Source organism: Roseibium algicola (assembly GCF_001999245.1).
GTDB classification, from domain to species: domain Bacteria; phylum Pseudomonadota; class Alphaproteobacteria; order Rhizobiales; family Stappiaceae; genus Roseibium; species Roseibium algicola.
The window spans coordinates 626,019-643,960 of record NZ_CP019630.1 but is presented as its reverse complement, the minus strand read 5'-3'; the positions used below and the strand labels follow the sequence as shown (position 1 = coordinate 643,960).

Annotated in this window: 14 protein-coding genes; 10 read left to right on the top strand and 4 right to left on the bottom strand. The window is 59.8% G+C overall.

Annotated elements, in window-relative coordinates:
- Positions 1-130: 130 nt before the first annotated feature.
- The 5 genes from ccmI (at position 131) to B0E33_RS03070 (ending at position 5,676) form a co-directional block, all read left to right on the top strand.
- Complete coding sequence (gene ccmI / locus B0E33_RS03090) at positions 131-1,264, top strand: c-type cytochrome biogenesis protein CcmI (protein WP_077290394.1); 1,134 nt, start codon at positions 131-133, stop codon at positions 1,262-1,264.
- A 62-nt stretch (positions 1,265-1,326) separates the two neighbouring features.
- Positions 1,327-1,776, top strand: a complete 450-nt coding sequence (gene ccmE, locus B0E33_RS03085) for a cytochrome c maturation protein CcmE (RefSeq protein ID WP_055658701.1) — start codon at positions 1,327-1,329, stop codon at positions 1,774-1,776.
- A 34-nt stretch (positions 1,777-1,810) separates the two neighbouring features.
- The gene (locus tag B0E33_RS03080; protein ID WP_077290393.1) at positions 1,811-3,796 is read left to right on the top strand and encodes a heme lyase CcmF/NrfE family subunit; all 1,986 of its coding nucleotides are present in this window, start codon (positions 1,811-1,813) and stop codon (positions 3,794-3,796) included.
- A gap of 4 nt (positions 3,797-3,800) precedes the next feature.
- Positions 3,801-4,286, top strand: coding sequence for a cytochrome c-type biogenesis protein (locus B0E33_RS03075; RefSeq protein WP_077290392.1), 486 nt, complete (start codon positions 3,801-3,803; stop codon positions 4,284-4,286).
- A 139-nt stretch (positions 4,287-4,425) separates the two neighbouring features.
- A complete protein-coding gene (locus B0E33_RS03070) occupies positions 4,426-5,676 on the top strand; it encodes a bifunctional alpha/beta hydrolase/OsmC family protein (RefSeq protein WP_077290391.1) in 1,251 nt (416 codons plus the stop codon).
- Positions 5,677-5,701: 25 nt separating this feature from the next.
- On the opposite strand, the gene B0E33_RS03065 is transcribed toward B0E33_RS03070, so the two are convergent.
- The 4 genes from B0E33_RS03065 to B0E33_RS03050 form a co-directional block, all read right to left on the bottom strand.
- Complete coding sequence (locus B0E33_RS03065; RefSeq protein ID WP_022997826.1) at positions 5,702-6,781, bottom strand: DUF2336 domain-containing protein; 1,080 nt, start codon at positions 6,779-6,781, stop codon at positions 5,702-5,704.
- A 230-nt stretch (positions 6,782-7,011) separates the two neighbouring features.
- A complete protein-coding gene (locus B0E33_RS03060; RefSeq protein WP_077290390.1) occupies positions 7,012-7,674 on the bottom strand; it encodes a 5-formyltetrahydrofolate cyclo-ligase in 663 nt (220 codons plus the stop codon).
- Between the two features lie 39 nt (positions 7,675-7,713).
- A complete protein-coding gene (locus tag B0E33_RS03055; RefSeq protein WP_077290389.1) occupies positions 7,714-8,823 on the bottom strand; it encodes an HPP family protein in 1,110 nt (369 codons plus the stop codon).
- Between the two features lie 122 nt (positions 8,824-8,945).
- Complete coding sequence (locus B0E33_RS03050; protein WP_077290388.1) at positions 8,946-9,944, bottom strand: DUF2336 domain-containing protein; 999 nt, start codon at positions 9,942-9,944, stop codon at positions 8,946-8,948.
- A gap of 129 nt (positions 9,945-10,073) precedes the next feature.
- Between B0E33_RS03050 and B0E33_RS03045 the strand changes: the two genes are divergently transcribed.
- The 5 genes from B0E33_RS03045 (at position 10,074) to B0E33_RS03025 (ending at position 17,845) form a co-directional block, all read left to right on the top strand.
- Positions 10,074-10,724, top strand: a complete 651-nt coding sequence (locus tag B0E33_RS03045; protein WP_208997751.1) for a glutathione S-transferase — start codon at positions 10,074-10,076, stop codon at positions 10,722-10,724.
- A gap of 316 nt (positions 10,725-11,040) precedes the next feature.
- Positions 11,041-12,576 carry a Do family serine endopeptidase gene (locus B0E33_RS03040; RefSeq protein WP_022997820.1) on the top strand — a complete coding sequence of 512 codons (1,536 nt, stop codon included), beginning with the start codon at positions 11,041-11,043 and terminating at the stop codon, positions 12,574-12,576.
- A 191-nt stretch (positions 12,577-12,767) separates the two neighbouring features.
- On the top strand, positions 12,768-13,454 hold the full coding sequence (locus B0E33_RS03035) for a response regulator transcription factor (RefSeq protein ID WP_322853553.1): 687 nt from the start codon (positions 12,768-12,770) through the stop codon (positions 13,452-13,454).
- Entirely contained in the window at positions 13,438-14,892 is a 1,455-nt protein-coding gene (locus tag B0E33_RS03030; RefSeq protein ID WP_055658714.1) for a sensor histidine kinase, read from the top strand. Before B0E33_RS03035 ends, B0E33_RS03030 begins: the two co-directional genes overlap by 17 nt.
- Entirely contained in the window at positions 14,849-17,845 is a 2,997-nt protein-coding gene (locus B0E33_RS03025; RefSeq protein ID WP_077290387.1) for a bifunctional [glutamine synthetase] adenylyltransferase/[glutamine synthetase]-adenylyl-L-tyrosine phosphorylase, read from the top strand. The genes B0E33_RS03030 and B0E33_RS03025 overlap by 44 nt, the downstream gene beginning before the upstream one ends.
- Positions 17,846-17,942 lie beyond the last annotated feature (97 nt).

The window sequence follows — 17,942 nt, the reverse complement described above, 5'->3', positions numbered from 1 at the left end:
GTATTGCAAAGCCGGTTGCCGCAATGGTTTTGAAGGTCTGGCCTCATTCACCGATTTGTTTGCGCCGCGACCGCCGGTCACATCCCAGCCACCTTGCTTTTGTCCGCATTGAATTGTCTATAGTGCGGCCATGGTGTTCTGGATCCTGATTGCCCTGTTGACCGGGGTTGCGACATTGTCGGTACTTATTCCCCTATCGCGCACACGGCGCCACCAGGAGGATGCACCGGCGCGTGCGGACGAAGCGGTTTATCGCGAGCAGCTTGCGGCGATCGAGACGGAACTCGAACGGGGCCTGATAGACGCCGAAGCAGCCGAGGCAGCGCGAACGGAAATCGCGCGCCGTCTGCTTGCAGCCCACGACAGGGGCGACAGCAAAAAGCAGGACGACTCCAAGGGCGGCGGCTTGAAGCTTGCGCAGGGGCTGGCCCTGCTGGCGCTGCCAGCCTCAGCTTTCGGACTTTATCTTGTCCTTGGCTCTCCCGATCTTCCCGACCAGCCGTTGCTCAGCCGTCTGAGCGCACCGGCGGAAGAACAATCCGTCGATCTGCTGGTTGCCCGTGTTGAACGTCATCTGGCGGAAAATCCGGAAGATGGGCAAGGCTGGGCAGTCATTGCTCCGGTCTACCTGTCGCTCGGTCAGCCTCAGGCTTCTGCGAAAGCCTATTCCAATGCAATCCGCATTCTCGGGCCGAACCAGGCCTGGCTCACCGATATGGGCGAAGCGCTGACGATTGCAAATCAGGGGCTGGTTACAGCCGATGCTCGCGCCGCTTTCGAGCAGGCCGTGTCGCTGGAACCTGCAGCCGTAAAGCCACGATTCTTTCTCGCACTGGCGCTTGGCCAGGAAGGCCGCAAGGAAGACGCGATTGCCGCATGGCAGGCTCTCCTTCAGGGCGCTGATGAGACCGCAGCCTGGGTTGGGGCCGCACGCCAGGAAATGGCCCGGCTGACAGGCGGCGCACCGGTTGGCAACAGTTTGCCGGGGCCGTCCCAGGAAGAGGTTGCTGCCGCCAGCGAAATGGCCGCGGATGACCGTCAGGCCATGATCGCCGGCATGGTTGCTGGCCTTGCCGAGCGTCTGTCCACGGAAGGCGGATCGGTGGATGAGTGGAACCGGCTGATCCGTGCCTATATGGTTCTGGGTAAGAAACAGGATGCGGAAAAGGCTCTTGAGGAGGCGCTGTCGGCATATGCGGACAAGCCGGAGGACTTGTCCATGATCAAGGACGCTGCCAGCCAGCTTGGTCTAACAGACGGTTGAGCGGCAGACCTGCCGCTGGCGGCGCAGTTGCGCCGGGGAATTGAAAATCGGACGCTTCGCTGATGACACGCAAACAAAGACGATTGACCCTTATCGGTTCGGCTGGCGCGGTTCTGGCCATTGCCCTGACGCTGATTCTGATCGCGCTGAGAAGCGAGATCGTGTTTTTCCAGAGCCCGACCGAAATCACCCAGAACGGCGTTGCGCCCGGTCAGCGGATCCGGCTTGGTGGCCTGGTCGAGGAAGGCTCGGTCGTGCGCTCCGACAATGCCGAAGTCAGCTTCCGTGTAACCGACACGGCCAATACGGTTGCCGTCACCTACAAGGGCATCCTGCCGGATCTGTTCCGGGAAGGGCAGGGCGTGGTGACCGAGGGTGTCGTCGGTTCGGACGGAGTTTTCGTTGCGGACAGTGTGCTGGCCAAGCACGATGAGAACTACATTCCCAAGGAAGTGGCCGAAGCGCTGAAGGCGCAGGGACACTGGCAAGGTGAAGAGGGCAACGCGAACTGATTGTTCGCAGTGCCGGTGAGGAAGAGGAACGGACATGATTGTCGAATTCGGACACTACGCACTTGTGCTGGCCTTCGCGCTGACACTTGTCCAATCCGTTCTGCCGATCTGGGGGGCGCTCCAGAAGGATGAACGCCTGATGGCGGTGGCGCCGCCGGTTTCGGTGATGCTCTTTCTCCTGGTCCTTCTGTCCTTTGTGGTGCTGACGGGTGCTTATCTCAATTCCGATTTCTCGGTGCTGAACGTTGTCGAGAACAGCCATTCGGCAAAACCCCTGATCTACAAGTTCACCGGCGTTTGGGGAAACCACGAAGGCTCGATGCTTCTGTGGGTGCTGATCCTGGTTTTCTTCGGGGCTCTTGTTGGCGTCTTCGGGGGCAACCTGCCGGCCGACCTGAAAGCGGTGACATTGTCCGTCCAGGGCTGGGTTACCGCAGGTTTTGTCCTGTTCCTGCTGGCAACGTCCAACCCTTTTACCCGGATTGCAAATCCTCCGCTGGAAGGGTCTGACCTGAACCCGATCCTGCAGGACATCGGCCTCGCCATTCACCCGCCTCTGCTTTACGTCGGCTATGTCGGCTTCTCCATCACATTCTCCTTTGCGGTGGCTGCACTTATCCTCGGCCGTATCGATGCGGCCTGGGCACGATGGGTGCGGCCCTGGACACTGCTTGCCTGGTGCTTTCTCACGCTCGGCATCGCGATGGGCTCCTACTGGGCCTACTACGAACTTGGCTGGGGTGGCTGGTGGTTCTGGGATCCGGTCGAAAATGCCAGCTTCATGCCCTGGCTTGCGGGCACGGCTCTGCTGCACTCGGCAATCGTCATGGAAAAGCGCGAGGCGCTGAAGGTCTGGACGGTACTGCTGGCGATCTTCACCTTTTCCCTGTCGCTTCTCGGCACCTTCCTGGTGCGTTCAGGCGTCCTGACTTCGGTTCATGCCTTTGCCACAGACCCGGCCCGCGGCGTCTTCATTCTCGGCCTTCTGTGCATCTTCATCGGCGGATCGCTCAGCCTTTACGCCTGGCGTGCACCGATGTTGAAGCAGGGAGGGCTGTTCGCACCCATCAGCCGGGAAGGTGGTCTGGTGCTGAACAACCTGTTCCTGACCGCTGCCTGTGCAGCCGTCTTTGTCGGCACGCTCTATCCGCTGGTGCTTGATGCCGTCACTGGCGAGAAGATTTCAGTCGGTGCACCCTTCTTCAACCTGACGTTCGGTCCCCTGATGGTGCCGCTGCTCCTGGCAGTGCCTTTTGGTCCGATCCTGTCCTGGAAACGGGCTGATCTTGGCGCGGCCTGCCAGCGGCTTTATGCGGCTTTCGGTCTTGCCCTGTTGCTGACACTTGTCACTTACTGGGCCTGGGGCATGGACAAGGTGCTGGCGCCGCTTGGTGTCGGGCTGGCGGTCTGGGTCATGGCGGGTGCAATTTCCGAAATCGTGACCCGTGTCAAATTCTTCGAAATAGGCTTCAAGCGCGGGTTTGCCCGTCTTGTTGGCCTGCCGGGATCTGCCTGGGGAACGGCCACTGCTCATTTCGGCATCGGCCTTACTGTCCTCGGCATTGTCACGGCGTCCGCGTTTCAAGAAGAACGCGTCCTCACAATGCGTCCGGGCGATGTTGTCGAACTTGCCGGATACCAGATGACCTTCGAAGGCGCCGCACCGCGCCGCGGTCCGAACTACACTGAAGAAGTCGGTCACTTCTCCATCCGTCAGGGCGGAACCCTGGTGGCCGAGCTTGACCCCTCCAAGCGCATTTACACGGCGCGCCAGATGCCGACAACGGAAGCCGGTATCTATACGACAGGGTTTTCGCAGGTCTATCTCTCGCTCGGTGAAGGGCGCGGCGATGGCGCTGTTGACGTGCGCGTCTATTTCAAGCCGCTGATCACCCTGATCTGGATTGGCTGTGTGATCATGTCCCTCGGTGCGGTGTTCTCCATTGCCGACAGGCGGCTGCGCGTGGGGGCTCCGAAACCGGCGCGCAAACGTCAGCAAAGTGTAGCGGCGGCGGAGTGACCGGATGATACAGCGTCTATTCCTTGCCCTGTTGCTCTGTGTGAGCCTGCTTGCCGCACCGGCTCTTGCCGTTGCGCCCGACGAAGTTCTGGACGATCCGGTACTGGAAGGCCGTGCCCGGGCACTGTCAGCGGGACTGCGCTGCATGGTCTGTCAGAACCAGTCCATCGATGACAGCGACGCGCCGCTGGCCAAGGATCTGCGCGTCCTGGTACGCGAGCGACTGGTCGCCGGCGATAGTGACGAGCAGGTGATCGATTACCTTGTGTCCCGCTATGGCGAATTCGTGCTGCTGAAGCCCCGCTTCGCCTGGCACACAATCGTTCTGTGGGCCGCGGGCCCCGTTGCCCTGATTGCGGGGCTGATTGCGATTGTTGCAGCCCTGCGCAAGCGTGCTCGCAATCGCGCTGCTGCCAACGATGTCTCCGCTCCCAAGCTGACCGCCGAAGAGGAGCGCAGGCTGCAGGCGCTGCTGGACAAGGCCGACTGACACTTCCGGCCGTTCGTTTTCGGTCTCACCAGCTGCATACCGTTCAAGATCTGCGGTCACTGTGTTCACACCAATGCGTGACTTGCATGACGGGCAGGTGTGCTTACCTGTGGCCGAGTGACCGCAAGGAGGCAGAAGAATGGGACAGCATCCGCTGAAACTGGAATTTGACGGCGCGCACGACGCAAGTCTGGCGGCCCGGCTGGATCTGCCGTCAGGCAAGATCAGGGCTTTCGCCCTGTTCGCGCACTGCTTTACCTGCTCCAAGGATATCGCCGCCGCCCGCCACGTTGCCAGCGCGCTTTCACAAGAGGGGATTGCCGTGCTCCGGTTCGATTTCACCGGCCTCGGCGGCAGCGGGGGCGATTTCGCCTCAACCGGATTTTCCTCCAACGTCGAAGACCTGAAGCGGGCAGCAGATTATCTGCGCCGCAACTATCAGGCTCCACAGCTCCTGATCGGCCATTCGCTCGGCGGGGCCGCAGTTCTGTCCGTTGCTGCCGACATTCCCGAAGTGCGTGCCGTCGTGACGATCGGCGCTCCCTCCGACGCGGATCACGTGATCCGAAGCTTCAAGGGGGTGGAAGAGACGATCCGCGAGCAGGGCGAAGGAGAGGTTTCTCTCGAAGGGCGCAACTTTACCATTCGCAAGGAGTTCCTGGACGATCTGGAAGCCCAGTCGGTTCGTGACAAGGTCGCGGATCTCGGCAAGGCGCTTCTCGTGATGCATGCCCCGCTCGACGAGGTTGTCGGTATCGACAATGCCACCAGCATTTTCGTTGCCGCAAAGCATCCCAAGAGCTTCGTGTCGCTCGATACGGCCGACCATCTTCTTTCAAAGAGCCAGGACGCGGCCTATGCGGCACATGTGATTGCCGGTTGGGTCGGGCGTTATCTCGATCCGGTAGCGGAACAGGCCGGCGACGAAGCAAAGGATGGTGTTGAGGTGGTGGAGACCGGCCAGGGCAAGTTTCAGGTCATGGTCACGAGCGGCGTACACCGGATGATTGCCGACGAACCCAAGGATGTCGGTGGGTTCGACAGCGGCCCGTCGCCCTATGGATATCTGTCCGCCGCACTCGGGGCCTGCACGGTCATGACGTTGCGCATGTATGCTGAACGCAAGGGGCTGGATATCGAACGGATCGGCACTCGTGTTCTGCACGGCAAGGTGCACGCGGCCGATTGTGAAGAGTGTTCGGAAAGCGTGAAGTCGCGGAACGGCAAGATCGACCGGTTCGAGCGTTTGATCACGCTGGAAGGCAACCTTGACGAAGCAACGCGGACCCGGCTTCTGGAGATCGCCGACAAATGTCCTGTCCATCGCACCCTGGAAGCGGGCGCTGCGGTGGTCACGCGGGATGTGTCGCCCGGCAAAGCGGAGGCGTGATCTGACGGGAAGCGGGGAGGCGGCCTCAGGCCGCCTGGCCCTCCAGGGTCTGCAGACGGATCTTCATGAAGGACAGCAGACGACGCGCGTCGCGGTCTGACAGCGACTGGTAGTCGTTCGCCCAGTTTTCCGCTGTCGACTGCGGCTGCTTGTTGTGCATCGCCCGGGCCTTGCACAGCGCATTGTAGTCCGCATTTTCCACGCCCATGGCACGGCAAAGAACCGCCACACCTGTGGAATCGTAACGCACCATGACATTGGTGACGTATTTCTGCTCCAGACCCGCCATTTCCGCCAGCAGGAAGCAGATGTCGAACAGGTTGTTGGACAGCGACAGCTGCGTGATCGCCTTGCTGAGCGAACGTTGCCCGGCCCGAATTTCCTTCAAGGTGACCTTGGCGTTGATACGGGTCGCCTTGCGTTCCAGCTTCGAGCTGGCAACAACCTTGCTGGCCTTGTGGAAGAGATCCTGGATCAGGGTTTCGTTTTCCTTGCGCAGCTGGCGGATCTTCGCCTGCTGAGCCTCAGGCATCTGGTTGATCAGTTTGTCATAGTCGGACTCGGTAATGTCCGCGCGCTCCATCATGGCGTCGCGGATTTTCTCGTCCTTTTCCGCCAGCTTGATCAGCAGGCGAGAGCCCCATTCGGAAAACTCCGCGCCAGAGTTGGCAGCAACAGATTGCTTGACCGGGTTCTCGCCGCGTTCCAGCAGGACATCGGTCACATTGGCCTCAAGATGCTGGCGTTTCGAGATCGCCAGCAGGTGCCCCTGACCCATGGTCTTGGCCAGCCGCAGGATATCCTCGGTCTTGAGCGCATTGGAGGACGTCAGCATCGGCCTGGCGATGTCGATCTCTTCTCGGGCAAGTTCATAGGCGACCTTGTTGGACGTGTCGTCTATCGGCGCCAGCTGTTCGGATATCGCTTTCTTCTGTTCAGGCTCCATGGTGGGAAGCATGCTTTCCAGCACCGTGTTGAACAGGGCGATTTCTTCTGTCTGGTAGCTGTTCGCGCCACGCACAAAAAGCTCGGTAACGTGTTCCACCAGTTGGTGGCGTTTTTCCGGGGTGCTTTCCTGAGCGAGATTGAGAAGGTCGTTGAGCATCTTTTAGCTGTCCGTTTTTCTTGCAACAGGACTACCGCAGAGACAGTTTACAACTGTCTAAAGCGCAGGATAAAAAAAGGATAAATCTATCGCGCCATCCGTATTAATTACAGGATACGGCTGACATTTTGCGCGCTTATGCGTGCCTCAAGCGTGTTTACTTTATTTGATAAAGTCTCTGGGAGACCCTGCGCGGATTTGCATTAGGTAACTACTGGTTGAAGCAAGTGTCATTTTCCCTGTTCAACTTCCAAAGGCCCGGTGTCCAGAACGACCTTGTCCATTGGCACATCCCAGGGCATTGGAAAGATGGAGTTGAGACAGCAGAACGCGAACCCGATCCCGATGGTCAGCGGTTTGGCCGGCAGCGATGCCAGCGTGCGGTCGTAGTAGCCGCCACCATTGCCGAGGCGGTAAAAGTGGGCGTCGACACCAACCAGGGGGGCGATCACGACCTCGGGCACCTGCGATGGGCCTTCTTCGGGAACGGGAATGTTCCAGAGGCCTCGCACCATCTTGCAGCCTGGCTGCCACGGGCGAAAGACCAGCGGTGTCTGCTTTTCGAGAACGACGGGTAGAAGAACTGTCCTGCCCGAGTTGCAAAGCTCCGTCATCAGGGGGCGAAGGTCTGGTTCTCCGCGGATTGGCCAGTAGAGCGAGATCCTCTGATAGTCGACTGCTTCAAGGACGGGGCGAAGCTGATCGATCAGCGCAGCGGTCTTTGCCGCTCGCTCCGTGCTGGTCAGTCCCTTCCGCTTTTCATAGAGGCGGCTGCGCTCAGATTTGCGGAACCGGCTGACATCGCGAAAGGTTTCCTGATCAACGACAAATCCGCCTACCAGCATGTCGGCGTAGCAGACAGGGTCTCCCGGCAGGTCGTCATCTTGGCTCATTCAGGAAAATTCCCTTCGCGTCCCTGTGCTTTTACCGCGTCAGGCGGCCTTTCTGTCCGTTGCGGGCCAGACCAGGGCCTCAAGCAGGAGTGAGCGGGTCAGAAAACCTTCGAACACTCCCTCCTGGCATACCGGAACATGATCCAGATTATCGCGAACCATCACATGCAGGGCATCACCAAGCGGCAGGGTGCCGTCGAAAGACGTCACCGGAGCATGCAGGAGGTCGCGAGCGAGGGGAGGGGTGAAGTTCGATCCGTCACCGGAGCCATTGCTCAGGACGCGTAGCAGGTCGCGCTGGTTGATCAGACCGGCAAGATGGCCGTCAGCATTCACGACTGCGACTTTGGATGTTTCGGACTGCTGCAGTTTGCTGAGGATTTCCTGAAGAGACGCATCTGGAGCAACATGAAGGTGTTCCAGGGCGATCGCATCTGCACAGGTTACCCCTTCGAAGGGAGGCTGTATCAACTCTGCCTCGACAGCGGCCACAAGCCGGGCAAGATCGACAGCACCGAGGTTGGTCGACTGGTGAAATTTCGACAGCAGGTCCGACAGATTTTCCTCGGTCAGGCCAAGCCGCCTCGTTGGTGGTGGCCCGCTTTGCGAAAGGCTTGTCCGGAACGGATATTTCCGACCGGAGAAACGATGAAACACCAGGCCGGACGCCACCAGTACACTGGTCATCACGGCTGTATTGAAGACGATCATCAGCGCGCCTGTTTCCGTCAGAAGGTCAGGCGACAAGCCAATCAGCAAGGCGACAGCTCCACCAGGCGGATGCAGAGCCCGGCCGAGCATCATCGCGGCAAACGCAAGCGCGACAGCCAGAACCGGCGCGGTTTCCAACGGCAGCAAGGCAAGCGCCACCACACCACACACTGCCGACAAGGTGTTTCCCAGAATTGCGGACCAAGGCTGTGCAAGCGGGCTGTTTGGTACGGCAAACACCAGTACGGCAGAGGCACCAAGAGGCGCCATCAGAAACAGTGGCAGGCCGCCATATGCGTGCATCAACCACACCATCAGGGCGCATGCGCCGATACCGACAGCGCCGCCCGCCATGGCCAGAAACGCTTCGGTTGGCTGCGGCCAAGGCAACGCCGGGGCGAAAGCGGTTCTGAAGGTCGGTTTGGGATCGATGTGCATGAAGTCGCCTGAAAAATATGCAATTGCACAAGTTCTAGGCGAAAAATCCGGAATTGACTTGGATTTTGAAACTCAATTTTCGCCCTGTCGCGAAACGGATTTTCGCACTTGGGTCGGGGCGATCAGGCAGCCTTCTCGTGTTTGGCTGCTTTCAGCCTGATTTTCATGAGCGCCAGAAGTCGGCGGGCATCGGTGTCATCGAGCATGTGGTAGTTCGTCAGCCACTTGCTGCCGGTGCTTTCTGGAAACTTCAGATGCTTGCATCGTTCCTTGCACACGGCCTGGAATTCCATTGCACCGATACCGGTGGCCCGGCAGACAGTGGCGATGCCGGTGGAATCGAACCGGACCATGAGATTGTGGACATATTTCATGTCGAGGCCGGAGAAGAACGAGAGCAAGGCGACTGCATCGAGAAGATTGTGTTCCTGGGCCAGCTGGTAGACCGCCTTGTTCAGGGTCGTCTTGCCGAGCCGGATGCCCATCAGCCACGCCTTCGGGCTGATCTTGGATTGCTTTTTCACCAGTTCCGCACCGGCAGCGACTTCACCGTCATCACGGAACAGATCTTCCAGCAGCTCCTCGTTCGACTTGCGCAAGTGCCGGATGCGATCACCAAGCTGCTTGGGCATGTCCTTCACCAGGCTTTCAAACACCGGCATGGTGATCTCGGCGCCGAGGTTGGCGGCCAGCGTGTGTTTGACATCCCTGCTGCCGCGCTTGATCAGGATATTGCTGATATCGTTGCTGACGTGGTCGCGCTTGGCGAGAGCCAGAAGGTAACCCTGGTCCTTGGTTTCCGCGATCTTGCGCAGGTCTTCCTCGCGAAGCGACTTGGAGCGTTCCAGCACTGCCTGGGCCACAGGCAGGTCGTCGCCGGCCATTGCAGCGGCAAGCTTGGAGGACATTGACGGCACATCTGCAAGACGTTCGGACATCTTGCGCTTGGCGTCGTGAGCAAGGGAATCGTAGACGCCCTCGAGCATGTTGTTCAAAAGATGCGTCTCTTCGGAGCCGGGGTCGTCTGCGCGGGCAACAAGCAGGCCTGTCACGTGCTCGGCAAGCTCGTGTTTTTTCTCTGAAGAACTGTCCCTGGCAAGCTTAAGAAGCGAGTCGCTCATGTCCGTACCCTATCGGCATAAGTTTCGCCAAATTTCCTTTATAACCTGTGAAAACCACCAAGTGCTTTGTTGCAATAAGGTGATTTCGGCACTGTTGACCTTCCGGCACCGATGGGTCATTCCACGCGCATGAACGCAACCTTGATGCCGATCCTCTATTCTTTCCGCCGCTGCCCCTATGCCATCAGGGCAAGGCTCTCGATTGCTGCAAGTGGCGAGCAGGTCGAATTGCGGGAAATCGTCCTGAGGGACAAGGCACCCGAATTTCTGGAAACTTCTCCCTCGGCAACGGTACCCTGCCTGAAAACTGGCGAAACGGTGATCGATGAAAGCCTCGACATCATGCTCTGGGCGCTTGACCGGTCCGACCCGGAAAACTGGCTGAAGCCGGAAAAAGGCGATCTCGATGCCATGCTGGAATTGATCGGCGTTTGCGACGGCCCGTTCAAAAGCCATCTGGATCGCTACAAGTACGATACGAGATATCCGGACACTGACCGGGAAACAGAGCAAGCCGGTGCTGCGGAGTTCCTTTGGCATCTGGATGGTAGTCTCGCCGCTACGCCCTGGCTTTTCGGCGGCAAGGCCTCGCTGGCCGACTTTGCGATCCTGCCTTTCGTTCGTCAGTTCGCCAACTCGGACCGCAGCTGGTTCGACAGCCAGGAGTGGACGTCGCTGAAAGCCTGGCTGGAAGCCTTCGAAATGTCGCCCCGGTTCCAATCCGTGATGCCGAAATGGAACCGATGGCAGGCGGGCGATACACCTGTCGTCTTCCCCTGACAGGCGAATCAAATCCGTCGTAACGCGAAGCAGAGAACACTCTGCCTGGGTCGCTGGTCGGCTGTTTCCTGCTTCCTGCACTCGGTTTTCACTTCTGTGCATGTTCGGGACGGAAAAAACCGTAGCCACTTGTGCCCTGGTCGTGGCGGTTTTCCTCACGTTTTCTGCCATTTCTTCCAACCTTACAAAACCGTAATGCCGCCGACAGGCGCCTGTAAGACTGGTTCACCTACTTTCACTTTCGAACCTGGAGCGCTTTCCCCGCAAGCAGTCCAGGAAATGGTTTTCAAACCTTATCTCGAAAGAGGAAGACAACATGCAAAACAGTCGCTCAGTTTCTCCCCTGCGCTCCCGTCGCGCCAAACTGCTGGCAGGCGTCGTCGCGCTCGGCGCAGCCGGACTTCTGACGGCACAGACCATTGTTCCGAGCCAGTTGGCTCTGGCTGATGCTGTCCGTGTCGATACCGCGGCTCCGCTGGACTTCTCCCACGTCGTCACTGCCGTCAGCCCGGCGGTTGTCAGCGTTCAGGTCAAGCAGGCCGCAGAACCGCGCATGATGAACTTCGGTGGCGGCAACGACAATTTCGAAGATTTCTTCAAGGGCCTGCCTGATGGCCATCCCTTCCAGCGCTTCTTCCGCGAGTTCGGCGGCAAGGGTGGCGGTGACCAGCAACAAAATCAGCGCCGTGCCCCGCGCCAGTATGGCATTTCCCAGGGCTCCGGCTTCTTCATCTCTGATGACGGTTACCTCGTCACCAACCATCACGTGATCGAAAACGGGACCGAGTTCACCGTGATCGACCGTGACGGCAAGGAGTATGATGCCAAGCTCATCGGCGCCGACAAACGGACGGATCTGGCCCTTCTGAAAGTCGAAAGCGACGAAACGTTCACCTATGTCGATTTCGCCAAGGAAGCGCCGCAGGTCGGCGAATGGACTGTCGCTATCGGTAACCCGTTCGGTCTCGGCGGCTCCGTCACGGCGGGTATCGTCTCGGCACGTGGCCGTGACATCGGCGCCGGTCCTTATGACGACTTCATCCAGATCGATGCTCCGGTCAACCGTGGCAACTCCGGTGGTCCGGCCTTCAACATGCATGGCGAAGTCATCGGTGTGAATGCGGCGATCTTCTCGCCGTCCGGTGGCAACGTCGGTATCGCCTTCGCAATTCCGGCTTCGACCGCGCAGGATGTCATCATGGAGCTGAAGGACGACGGCACCGTCGTTCGCGGCTGGTTGGGCGTTCAGATTCAGAACGTCACGGATGACATCGCGGAGAGCCTTGGCCTCGAAGAGGCCCGCGGCGCCATCGTCGCGGAAGCGCAGGAAAACAGCCCGGCACAGAAGGCTGGCCTGCGCTCGGGCGACACCATCCTTGCCGTTGACGGCACTGAAGTGAAGGGCCCGCGCGAGCTGTCCAAGATCATTGCGGCTTACGAGCCCGACAGCCAGGTGGACATTACGGTCTGGCGTGACGGCCAGAAAGAGGACGTCACCGTAACACTGGGCCGCCTGCAGGATCAGGAACAGGTTGCAGCCGTTCAGCCGGAGGCCGGTGAAAGCAAGACCAGCCTGGATGATCTCGGCCTGGTCCTGACGACGAAAGCCGAAGCTGGCCTGGAAGGTGACGGCGTGGTTATTGCCGAAATCGACCCGGAAAGCCCGGCAGCCGAAAAGCGCCTCAACACCGGTGACGTGATCCTGGAAGTGGCCGGCATGAAGGTCAACAGCCCGTCCGATGTGCTGAAGGCGCTGGACAAGGCGGAAAAGGATGGCCGCAAGGCAGTTCTCTTCCGGGTTGAAAGCAACAACACGACACGGTTCGTGGCCCTGCCCATGAACCTCGCCTGATCAGGGGCCGGTTCTGCCCCGAACCGGACCTGTGAGGCAAGACCGGCCTGCCCTCTGCCCCCAAACCCCGACGGGCCGGTCATTGCCAAGGGTTTATCTGCTAAACCCTGACTGACTGGCGGCGGCGACTCTCACATCCATCGCCGCCGTCAGCCATTTTCTTTAGGGCCAACTCAAGCTAAAAGGATGAGATGTTGAGGATTCTTGTCATTGAAGACGACCCGGAAGCTGCAAGCTACCTCGTCAAGGGTTTGAGTGAACTGGGCCACACCGCCGACCAGGCTGCCGATGGGCGGACCGGGCTGGATATGGCCCTCGACAGGGACTACGACATCCTCATTGTTGACCGCATGCTGCCGAAGATGGACGGCCTTTCGGTCATTCAGGACCTGCGCCGGGAAGGCAACCACACGCCGGTGCTGATCCTCTCGGCGCTCGGTCAGGTCGATGACCGCGTCAAGGGCCTGAAGGCCGGTGGCGACGACTACCTGCCCAAGCCTTATGCCTTTACCGAACTTCAAGCCCGCATAGAGGCACTGGCACGACGCCCCAAGTCAGCCAGCCAGATTGAGACCACCTATACCGTCGGCGACCTGACGCTGGACCGGATGGCGCATTCGTGCCGCCGCGGCGAAACGGAAATCCCGCTGCAGCCGCGTGAATTCCGCCTTCTGGAATATCTCATGCAGAACGCCGGCCAGGTGGTGACCCGTACGATGCTGCTCGAAAACGTCTGGGAATATCACTTCGATCCGCAGACCAACGTGATCGACGTTCATATCTCCCGTCTGCGCGGCAAGATCGACAAGGGTTTCAAAACACCACTTCTGCACACCATCCGGGGTGCCGGATATACGATCCGTGACGCGGCTCACTAGGTTTACCAGAACCACAGCCTTCAAGCTGTCGCTGCTCTACATTGCCGTCTTCACGGTGATGTCCGGCGTGCTGCTGTTCTATATTGCGGACAACACGGACAACCTGATGTCCGAGCAGGTGGTTCAATCCGTCGATTCAGAACTGAAAACCCTTGCCGACGTCTATGTGCGCGGCGGTGTTCGCGATCTTGTCGAAACCATCGACAGGCGGTCCCGCCATCCAGATGCCAGCCTTTATCTCCTCGTCGATTTCGCCGGCAATGCGCTTGTCGGGAATATTGCCCGCCTGCCGACCACCGTTCTCGAAGAGGCCGATGGTGGATTGCGCCGGGTTCGTTACACGCGCCTTGGCCAGGATGCAGAGGACGTAGAGCGGCAGGCCATGGTGCGTACGTTTGAGCTTCGCGGCGGCTTCCGTCTGCTGGTTGGGCGTGACCTGGGCGACCAGCTCAGGTTCTCCAACCTTCTGGCCAACGCCTTGCGCCTGTGGCTGGTCGTCGTGGTGGTCATGGCCGCGATCACCTGGCTGTTTGTCAGCCGCAGGGTGATGAAGCGCATCGACGAGATTTCCGCCACCAGTCGCACGATCATGCAGGGCGAGCTCTCCGGCCGTCTGCCCGTTGCGGGCAATGACGACGAATTCGATCGTCTGGCGATCAATCTCAACACGATGCTCGACCGGATCGAATTGCTGATGCAGTCGATGAAGGATGTGACAGACAACATCGCCCATGACCTGAAGACACCTCTGACGCGCCTGCAGACCCGGATCGAAAATGCCTTACGGGAAGCCAAGGGGGAGGAGGGCTACCGCGGCGCCCTGGAAGCGACACTGGAGGAATCCGACCAGCTCCTGAGGATATTCAACGCGCTGCTGCGTATTGCGCGTGTTGAATCCATGGCACCGGCCTCCGTCATGGAGCCGACCGATCTCAACAAGCTGGTTGCCGAGGTTGCCGAACTTTACGAGCCGTTGGTTGAAGATGAGGGCGGCAAGCTTGAAACCGATTTGCCCGAAGGGCTGAAGGCAGACTGTAATCGCGACCTCATCAGCCAGGTACTGGTGAATCTCATTGAGAATGCACTGAAATACGGTCGTCCTGAAACTGGCGACCTGCTTATTCGCCTTGGCGGGCGGGAGGAGGACGGTCGCATCGTCCTCAGCGTTACCGACAATGGTCCCGGCATTCCGGAAAAGGACCAGGACCGGGTGAAGGAACGTTTCGTTCGGCTGGAGGAAAGCCGTTCCGAACCTGGAACAGGCCTTGGATTGAGTCTTGTCAAGGCGGTTGCCCGCTTGCATGGCGGAGACTTGCGCTTCATGAATGAGGACCCGGGGCTGAGCGCCCGGATCGATCTCAAGCCGGTGAAACCGGACAGCAGCAGGAGCGGGCATGAACAAGGCGGCACAGCCGGGCAAACGGGAGAAGGGAACTGACCACGACGGTGGCGCGGGCGTTCTGGCCGACCGGATCGCGGTGGTCCCAACGGCACCGGATCCCGATCATGCAGCTCTGTTCCTGAAAGATCTTCTGGCTCATGCCGAAGCTGGCGAGGCCCTCAACGCTCTTCTGCACGAAAAACCGGACCTGGAAGGTTTCCTGATCGGGGTCATTGGAAACTCGCCCTATCTGCGCGATCTGATGCTTGCCGATCCACCGCGTCTCCTTCGCTTGCTGCAGGAAGCGCCGGAAAGCCGTCTTGAAAACCTGCTGTCTGCCGCCCGTGAAGCGCGGGCGGAGGACGAGGCCGGTATCATGCGGACCTTGCGCCACTTCAAACACGACCTCGCGTTGACGCTCGGCCTCGCCGATATCTCCGGTGCGATCGGTCTGAACCGCGTTACCGGTGCCCTGGCCGGATTTGCCGACGCCGCGCTGACGGCGGCAATCAGGTTCTGCCTCGGCGATCTGGTCCGTCTGAACAAGTTTGCACCGCATGACCTGGAAAAGCCGGAAGTCGATAGCGGCCTCATCGTCCTTGCCATGGGCAAGCACGGTGCAAATGAGCTGAACTATTCGTCCGATATCGATCTGATCGTTCTTTACGACCCAGCCAAGGCGCCCATGGCGGGTACAGCGGAAGCTCCGGTGGAATTCGTTCGGCTGACGCGGCGCCTGGTCAAGATCATGCAGGACCGGACCGCGGACGGTTACGTCTTCCGTACGGATCTTCGCCTGCGCCCCGATCCCGGTGCGACCCCACTTGCCATGTCGGTGCCCGCTGCGCTGGTCTATTACGAATCCCTCGGGCAGAACTGGGAGCGGGCGGCGCTGATCAAGGCGCGTCCCTGCGCAGGCGACATTCCCGCCGGCGAATCCTTCCTGCATGAAATCGTGCCGTTCATCTGGCGCAAGTACCTGGACTTTGCAGCAATTGCTGACGTTCAGTCGATCAAGCGCCAGATCCATATGCACAAGGGCCACGGGGCCATTGCGGTTGCCGGACATAACGTCAAGCTCGGCCGTGGCGGCATCCGGGAAGTGGAGTTCTTCGTCCAGACCCAGCAGCTGATCGCGGGTGGCCGCAACCCGGCCCTTCGCGGACGTCGCACGCTCGACATGCTGGACGCTCTGGTGGATGCAGACTGGATCAAGGGCAAGACACGCGACGAAATGGCCGCCGCCTACCGGTTCCTGCGCAATGTCGAGCATCGCATCCAGATGCTGAACGACGAGCAGACCCAACTTCTGCCAAAGGATGAAGACGGCATGAAGCGGGTTTCCGCGCTGATGGGCTACGACACGCTTGCAGCCTTTGAAACGGCACTGCTCGACCACTTGCGAACGGTTCAGCACCATTATGCCGAACTGTTCGAAGATGAACCGGCACTGTCGTCCGAACTGGGCAATCTGGTCTTTACCGGCGATGACCACGATCCCGGTACCCTGGAGACGCTTGCCGGTCTTGGTTTCAAGCAGCCTGCTGAAGCTGCCGCGATCGTCAAGGCCTGGCATTTCGGCCGCTATCCGTGCACCCGTTCGACCAAGGCGCGCGAGCGGCTGACCGAAATGCATCCTGCGCTTCTCAGTGCGCTGGCGGCCACGGACAACGCGGACGCCGCGCTGCGGGCGTTCGACAACTTTCTGGCCAAGCTTCCAGCGGGCGTGCAGCTGTTCTCGCTGCTGAGGTCCAATCCACAGCTCCTGACGTTGCTAGCAACCACCATGGGCGCTGCGCCACGCATGGCCGAAACGGTCTCCAAGCGGGTTCATGTGTTGGATGCAGTCCTCGATCCGGCGTTTTTCGGCGCCATGCCGAGCGTCGAGGAGTTCCGCGCCGGGCTCGACAGAACTCTGTCTCAGGCCCGCTTTTATGAGGAAGCACTGGACAGGGCGCGGATATTTACCCAGGAGCAGCAGTTCCTGATCGGCCTGCGGATGATTTCAGATACCTTGTCCGCCGACCGGGTAGGGTTTGCACTGGCACGGCTGGCCGAAGTTGTCGTCGACCGGATCCTGAAACAGGTGATCGTGCATGTCGGCGAAAGCAACGGCACGGTGCTGGGGGGCAATATCGCGGTCCTGGCCATGGGCAAGCTTGGGGGGCGCGAAATGACGGCAGCCTCCGATCTGGACCTGATCCTGCTTTATGAAGCGCCGGAAGACGTCAAGCAGTCTGATGGCAAGCGGCCTTTGGCAATCACCCAGTATTACACGCGTCTGACCCAGCGGCTGGTCACGGCCCTCAGCGCACCGACGGCCGAAGGCTCGCTTTACGAGGTTGATTTCCGGCTTCGTCCGTCCGGCAATGCAGGCCCGCTCGCGACCAATCTGGACGGCTTCATAGCCTACCAGCAGAAAGAGGCCTGGACCTGGGAGCATATGGCTCTGACGCGCGGACGGGTGATTGCGTCCACGACGCCTGAGTTCAAGCAGAAGATCGTCGACAGCATCTGCGGCACGTTGGTGCAGACGCGTGATCTGACGAAGCTGGCCGACGATGTCCGCACAATGCGTGCCCGGATCGAGAAGGAAAAAGGCACCAAGGATGTCTGGGATCTGAAACAGGTGGCCGGCGGTCTGGTCGACATCGAGTTTCTTGCCCAGTTTCTGCAGCTTGCGCACGCTCAGGAAAACCCGGAAATCCTGGCGCAAAGCACGGAGCAAGCTTTGGAACTGGCCCGCGACGCCGGCTTCCTCACCCTGGGCGACGCCGGGCTGTTGCTGGAAGCTCTCAGGCTTTACCACCGTCTGACCCAGGTGTTGCGGCTGGCTCTTTCCGGCAAGTTCGTGCCGGCAGAAGCACCCCGCGGGGTGCTGGATCTCCTGGTTCAAGCCTCCGGCAGTCCGACTTTCACCCGGTTGGAAGCAGAGCTCGCAGACCTTCAGGTGAAGGTGCGCGAGACGTTTGTGCGGCTGATTGGCGAGGTTGAAACGGTCAACACTTGACCCGGATTGCCAAGCTGTTTCCATTGGGATAGGGAAGGACCGCGCCGGCGGCCGATTTCAAATCATTCGCGCTCACTTGAGCGAACCCTTTCCCATA

Bases quoted from the DNA above. Each gene is read 5' to 3' on its own strand.
- B0E33_RS03075 (WP_077290392.1), top strand. From the start codon at position 3,801: ATGATACAGCGTCTATTCCTTGCCCTGTTGCTCTGTGTGAGCCTGCTT.
- B0E33_RS03065 (WP_022997826.1), bottom strand. From the start codon at position 6,781: ATGCTCAACGACCTTCTCAATCTCGCTCAGGAAAGCACCCCGGAAAAA.
- B0E33_RS03040 (WP_022997820.1), top strand. From the start codon at position 11,041: ATGCAAAACAGTCGCTCAGTTTCTCCCCTGCGCTCCCGTCGCGCCAAA.
- B0E33_RS03025 (WP_077290387.1), top strand. From the start codon at position 14,849: ATGAACAAGGCGGCACAGCCGGGCAAACGGGAGAAGGGAACTGACCAC.
- B0E33_RS03080 (WP_077290393.1), top strand. From the start codon at position 1,811: ATGATTGTCGAATTCGGACACTACGCACTTGTGCTGGCCTTCGCGCTG.
- B0E33_RS03035 (WP_322853553.1), top strand. From the start codon at position 12,768: ATGTTGAGGATTCTTGTCATTGAAGACGACCCGGAAGCTGCAAGCTAC.
- ccmE (WP_055658701.1), top strand. From the start codon at position 1,327: ATGACACGCAAACAAAGACGATTGACCCTTATCGGTTCGGCTGGCGCG.
- B0E33_RS03055 (WP_077290389.1), bottom strand. From the start codon at position 8,823: ATGCACATCGATCCCAAACCGACCTTCAGAACCGCTTTCGCCCCGGCG.
- B0E33_RS03045 (WP_208997751.1), top strand. From the start codon at position 10,074: ATGAACGCAACCTTGATGCCGATCCTCTATTCTTTCCGCCGCTGCCCC.
- ccmI (WP_077290394.1), top strand. From the start codon at position 131: ATGGTGTTCTGGATCCTGATTGCCCTGTTGACCGGGGTTGCGACATTG.
- B0E33_RS03070 (WP_077290391.1), top strand. From the start codon at position 4,426: ATGGGACAGCATCCGCTGAAACTGGAATTTGACGGCGCGCACGACGCA.
- B0E33_RS03050 (WP_077290388.1), bottom strand. From the start codon at position 9,944: ATGAGCGACTCGCTTCTTAAGCTTGCCAGGGACAGTTCTTCAGAGAAA.
- B0E33_RS03060 (WP_077290390.1), bottom strand. From the start codon at position 7,674: ATGAGCCAAGATGACGACCTGCCGGGAGACCCTGTCTGCTACGCCGAC.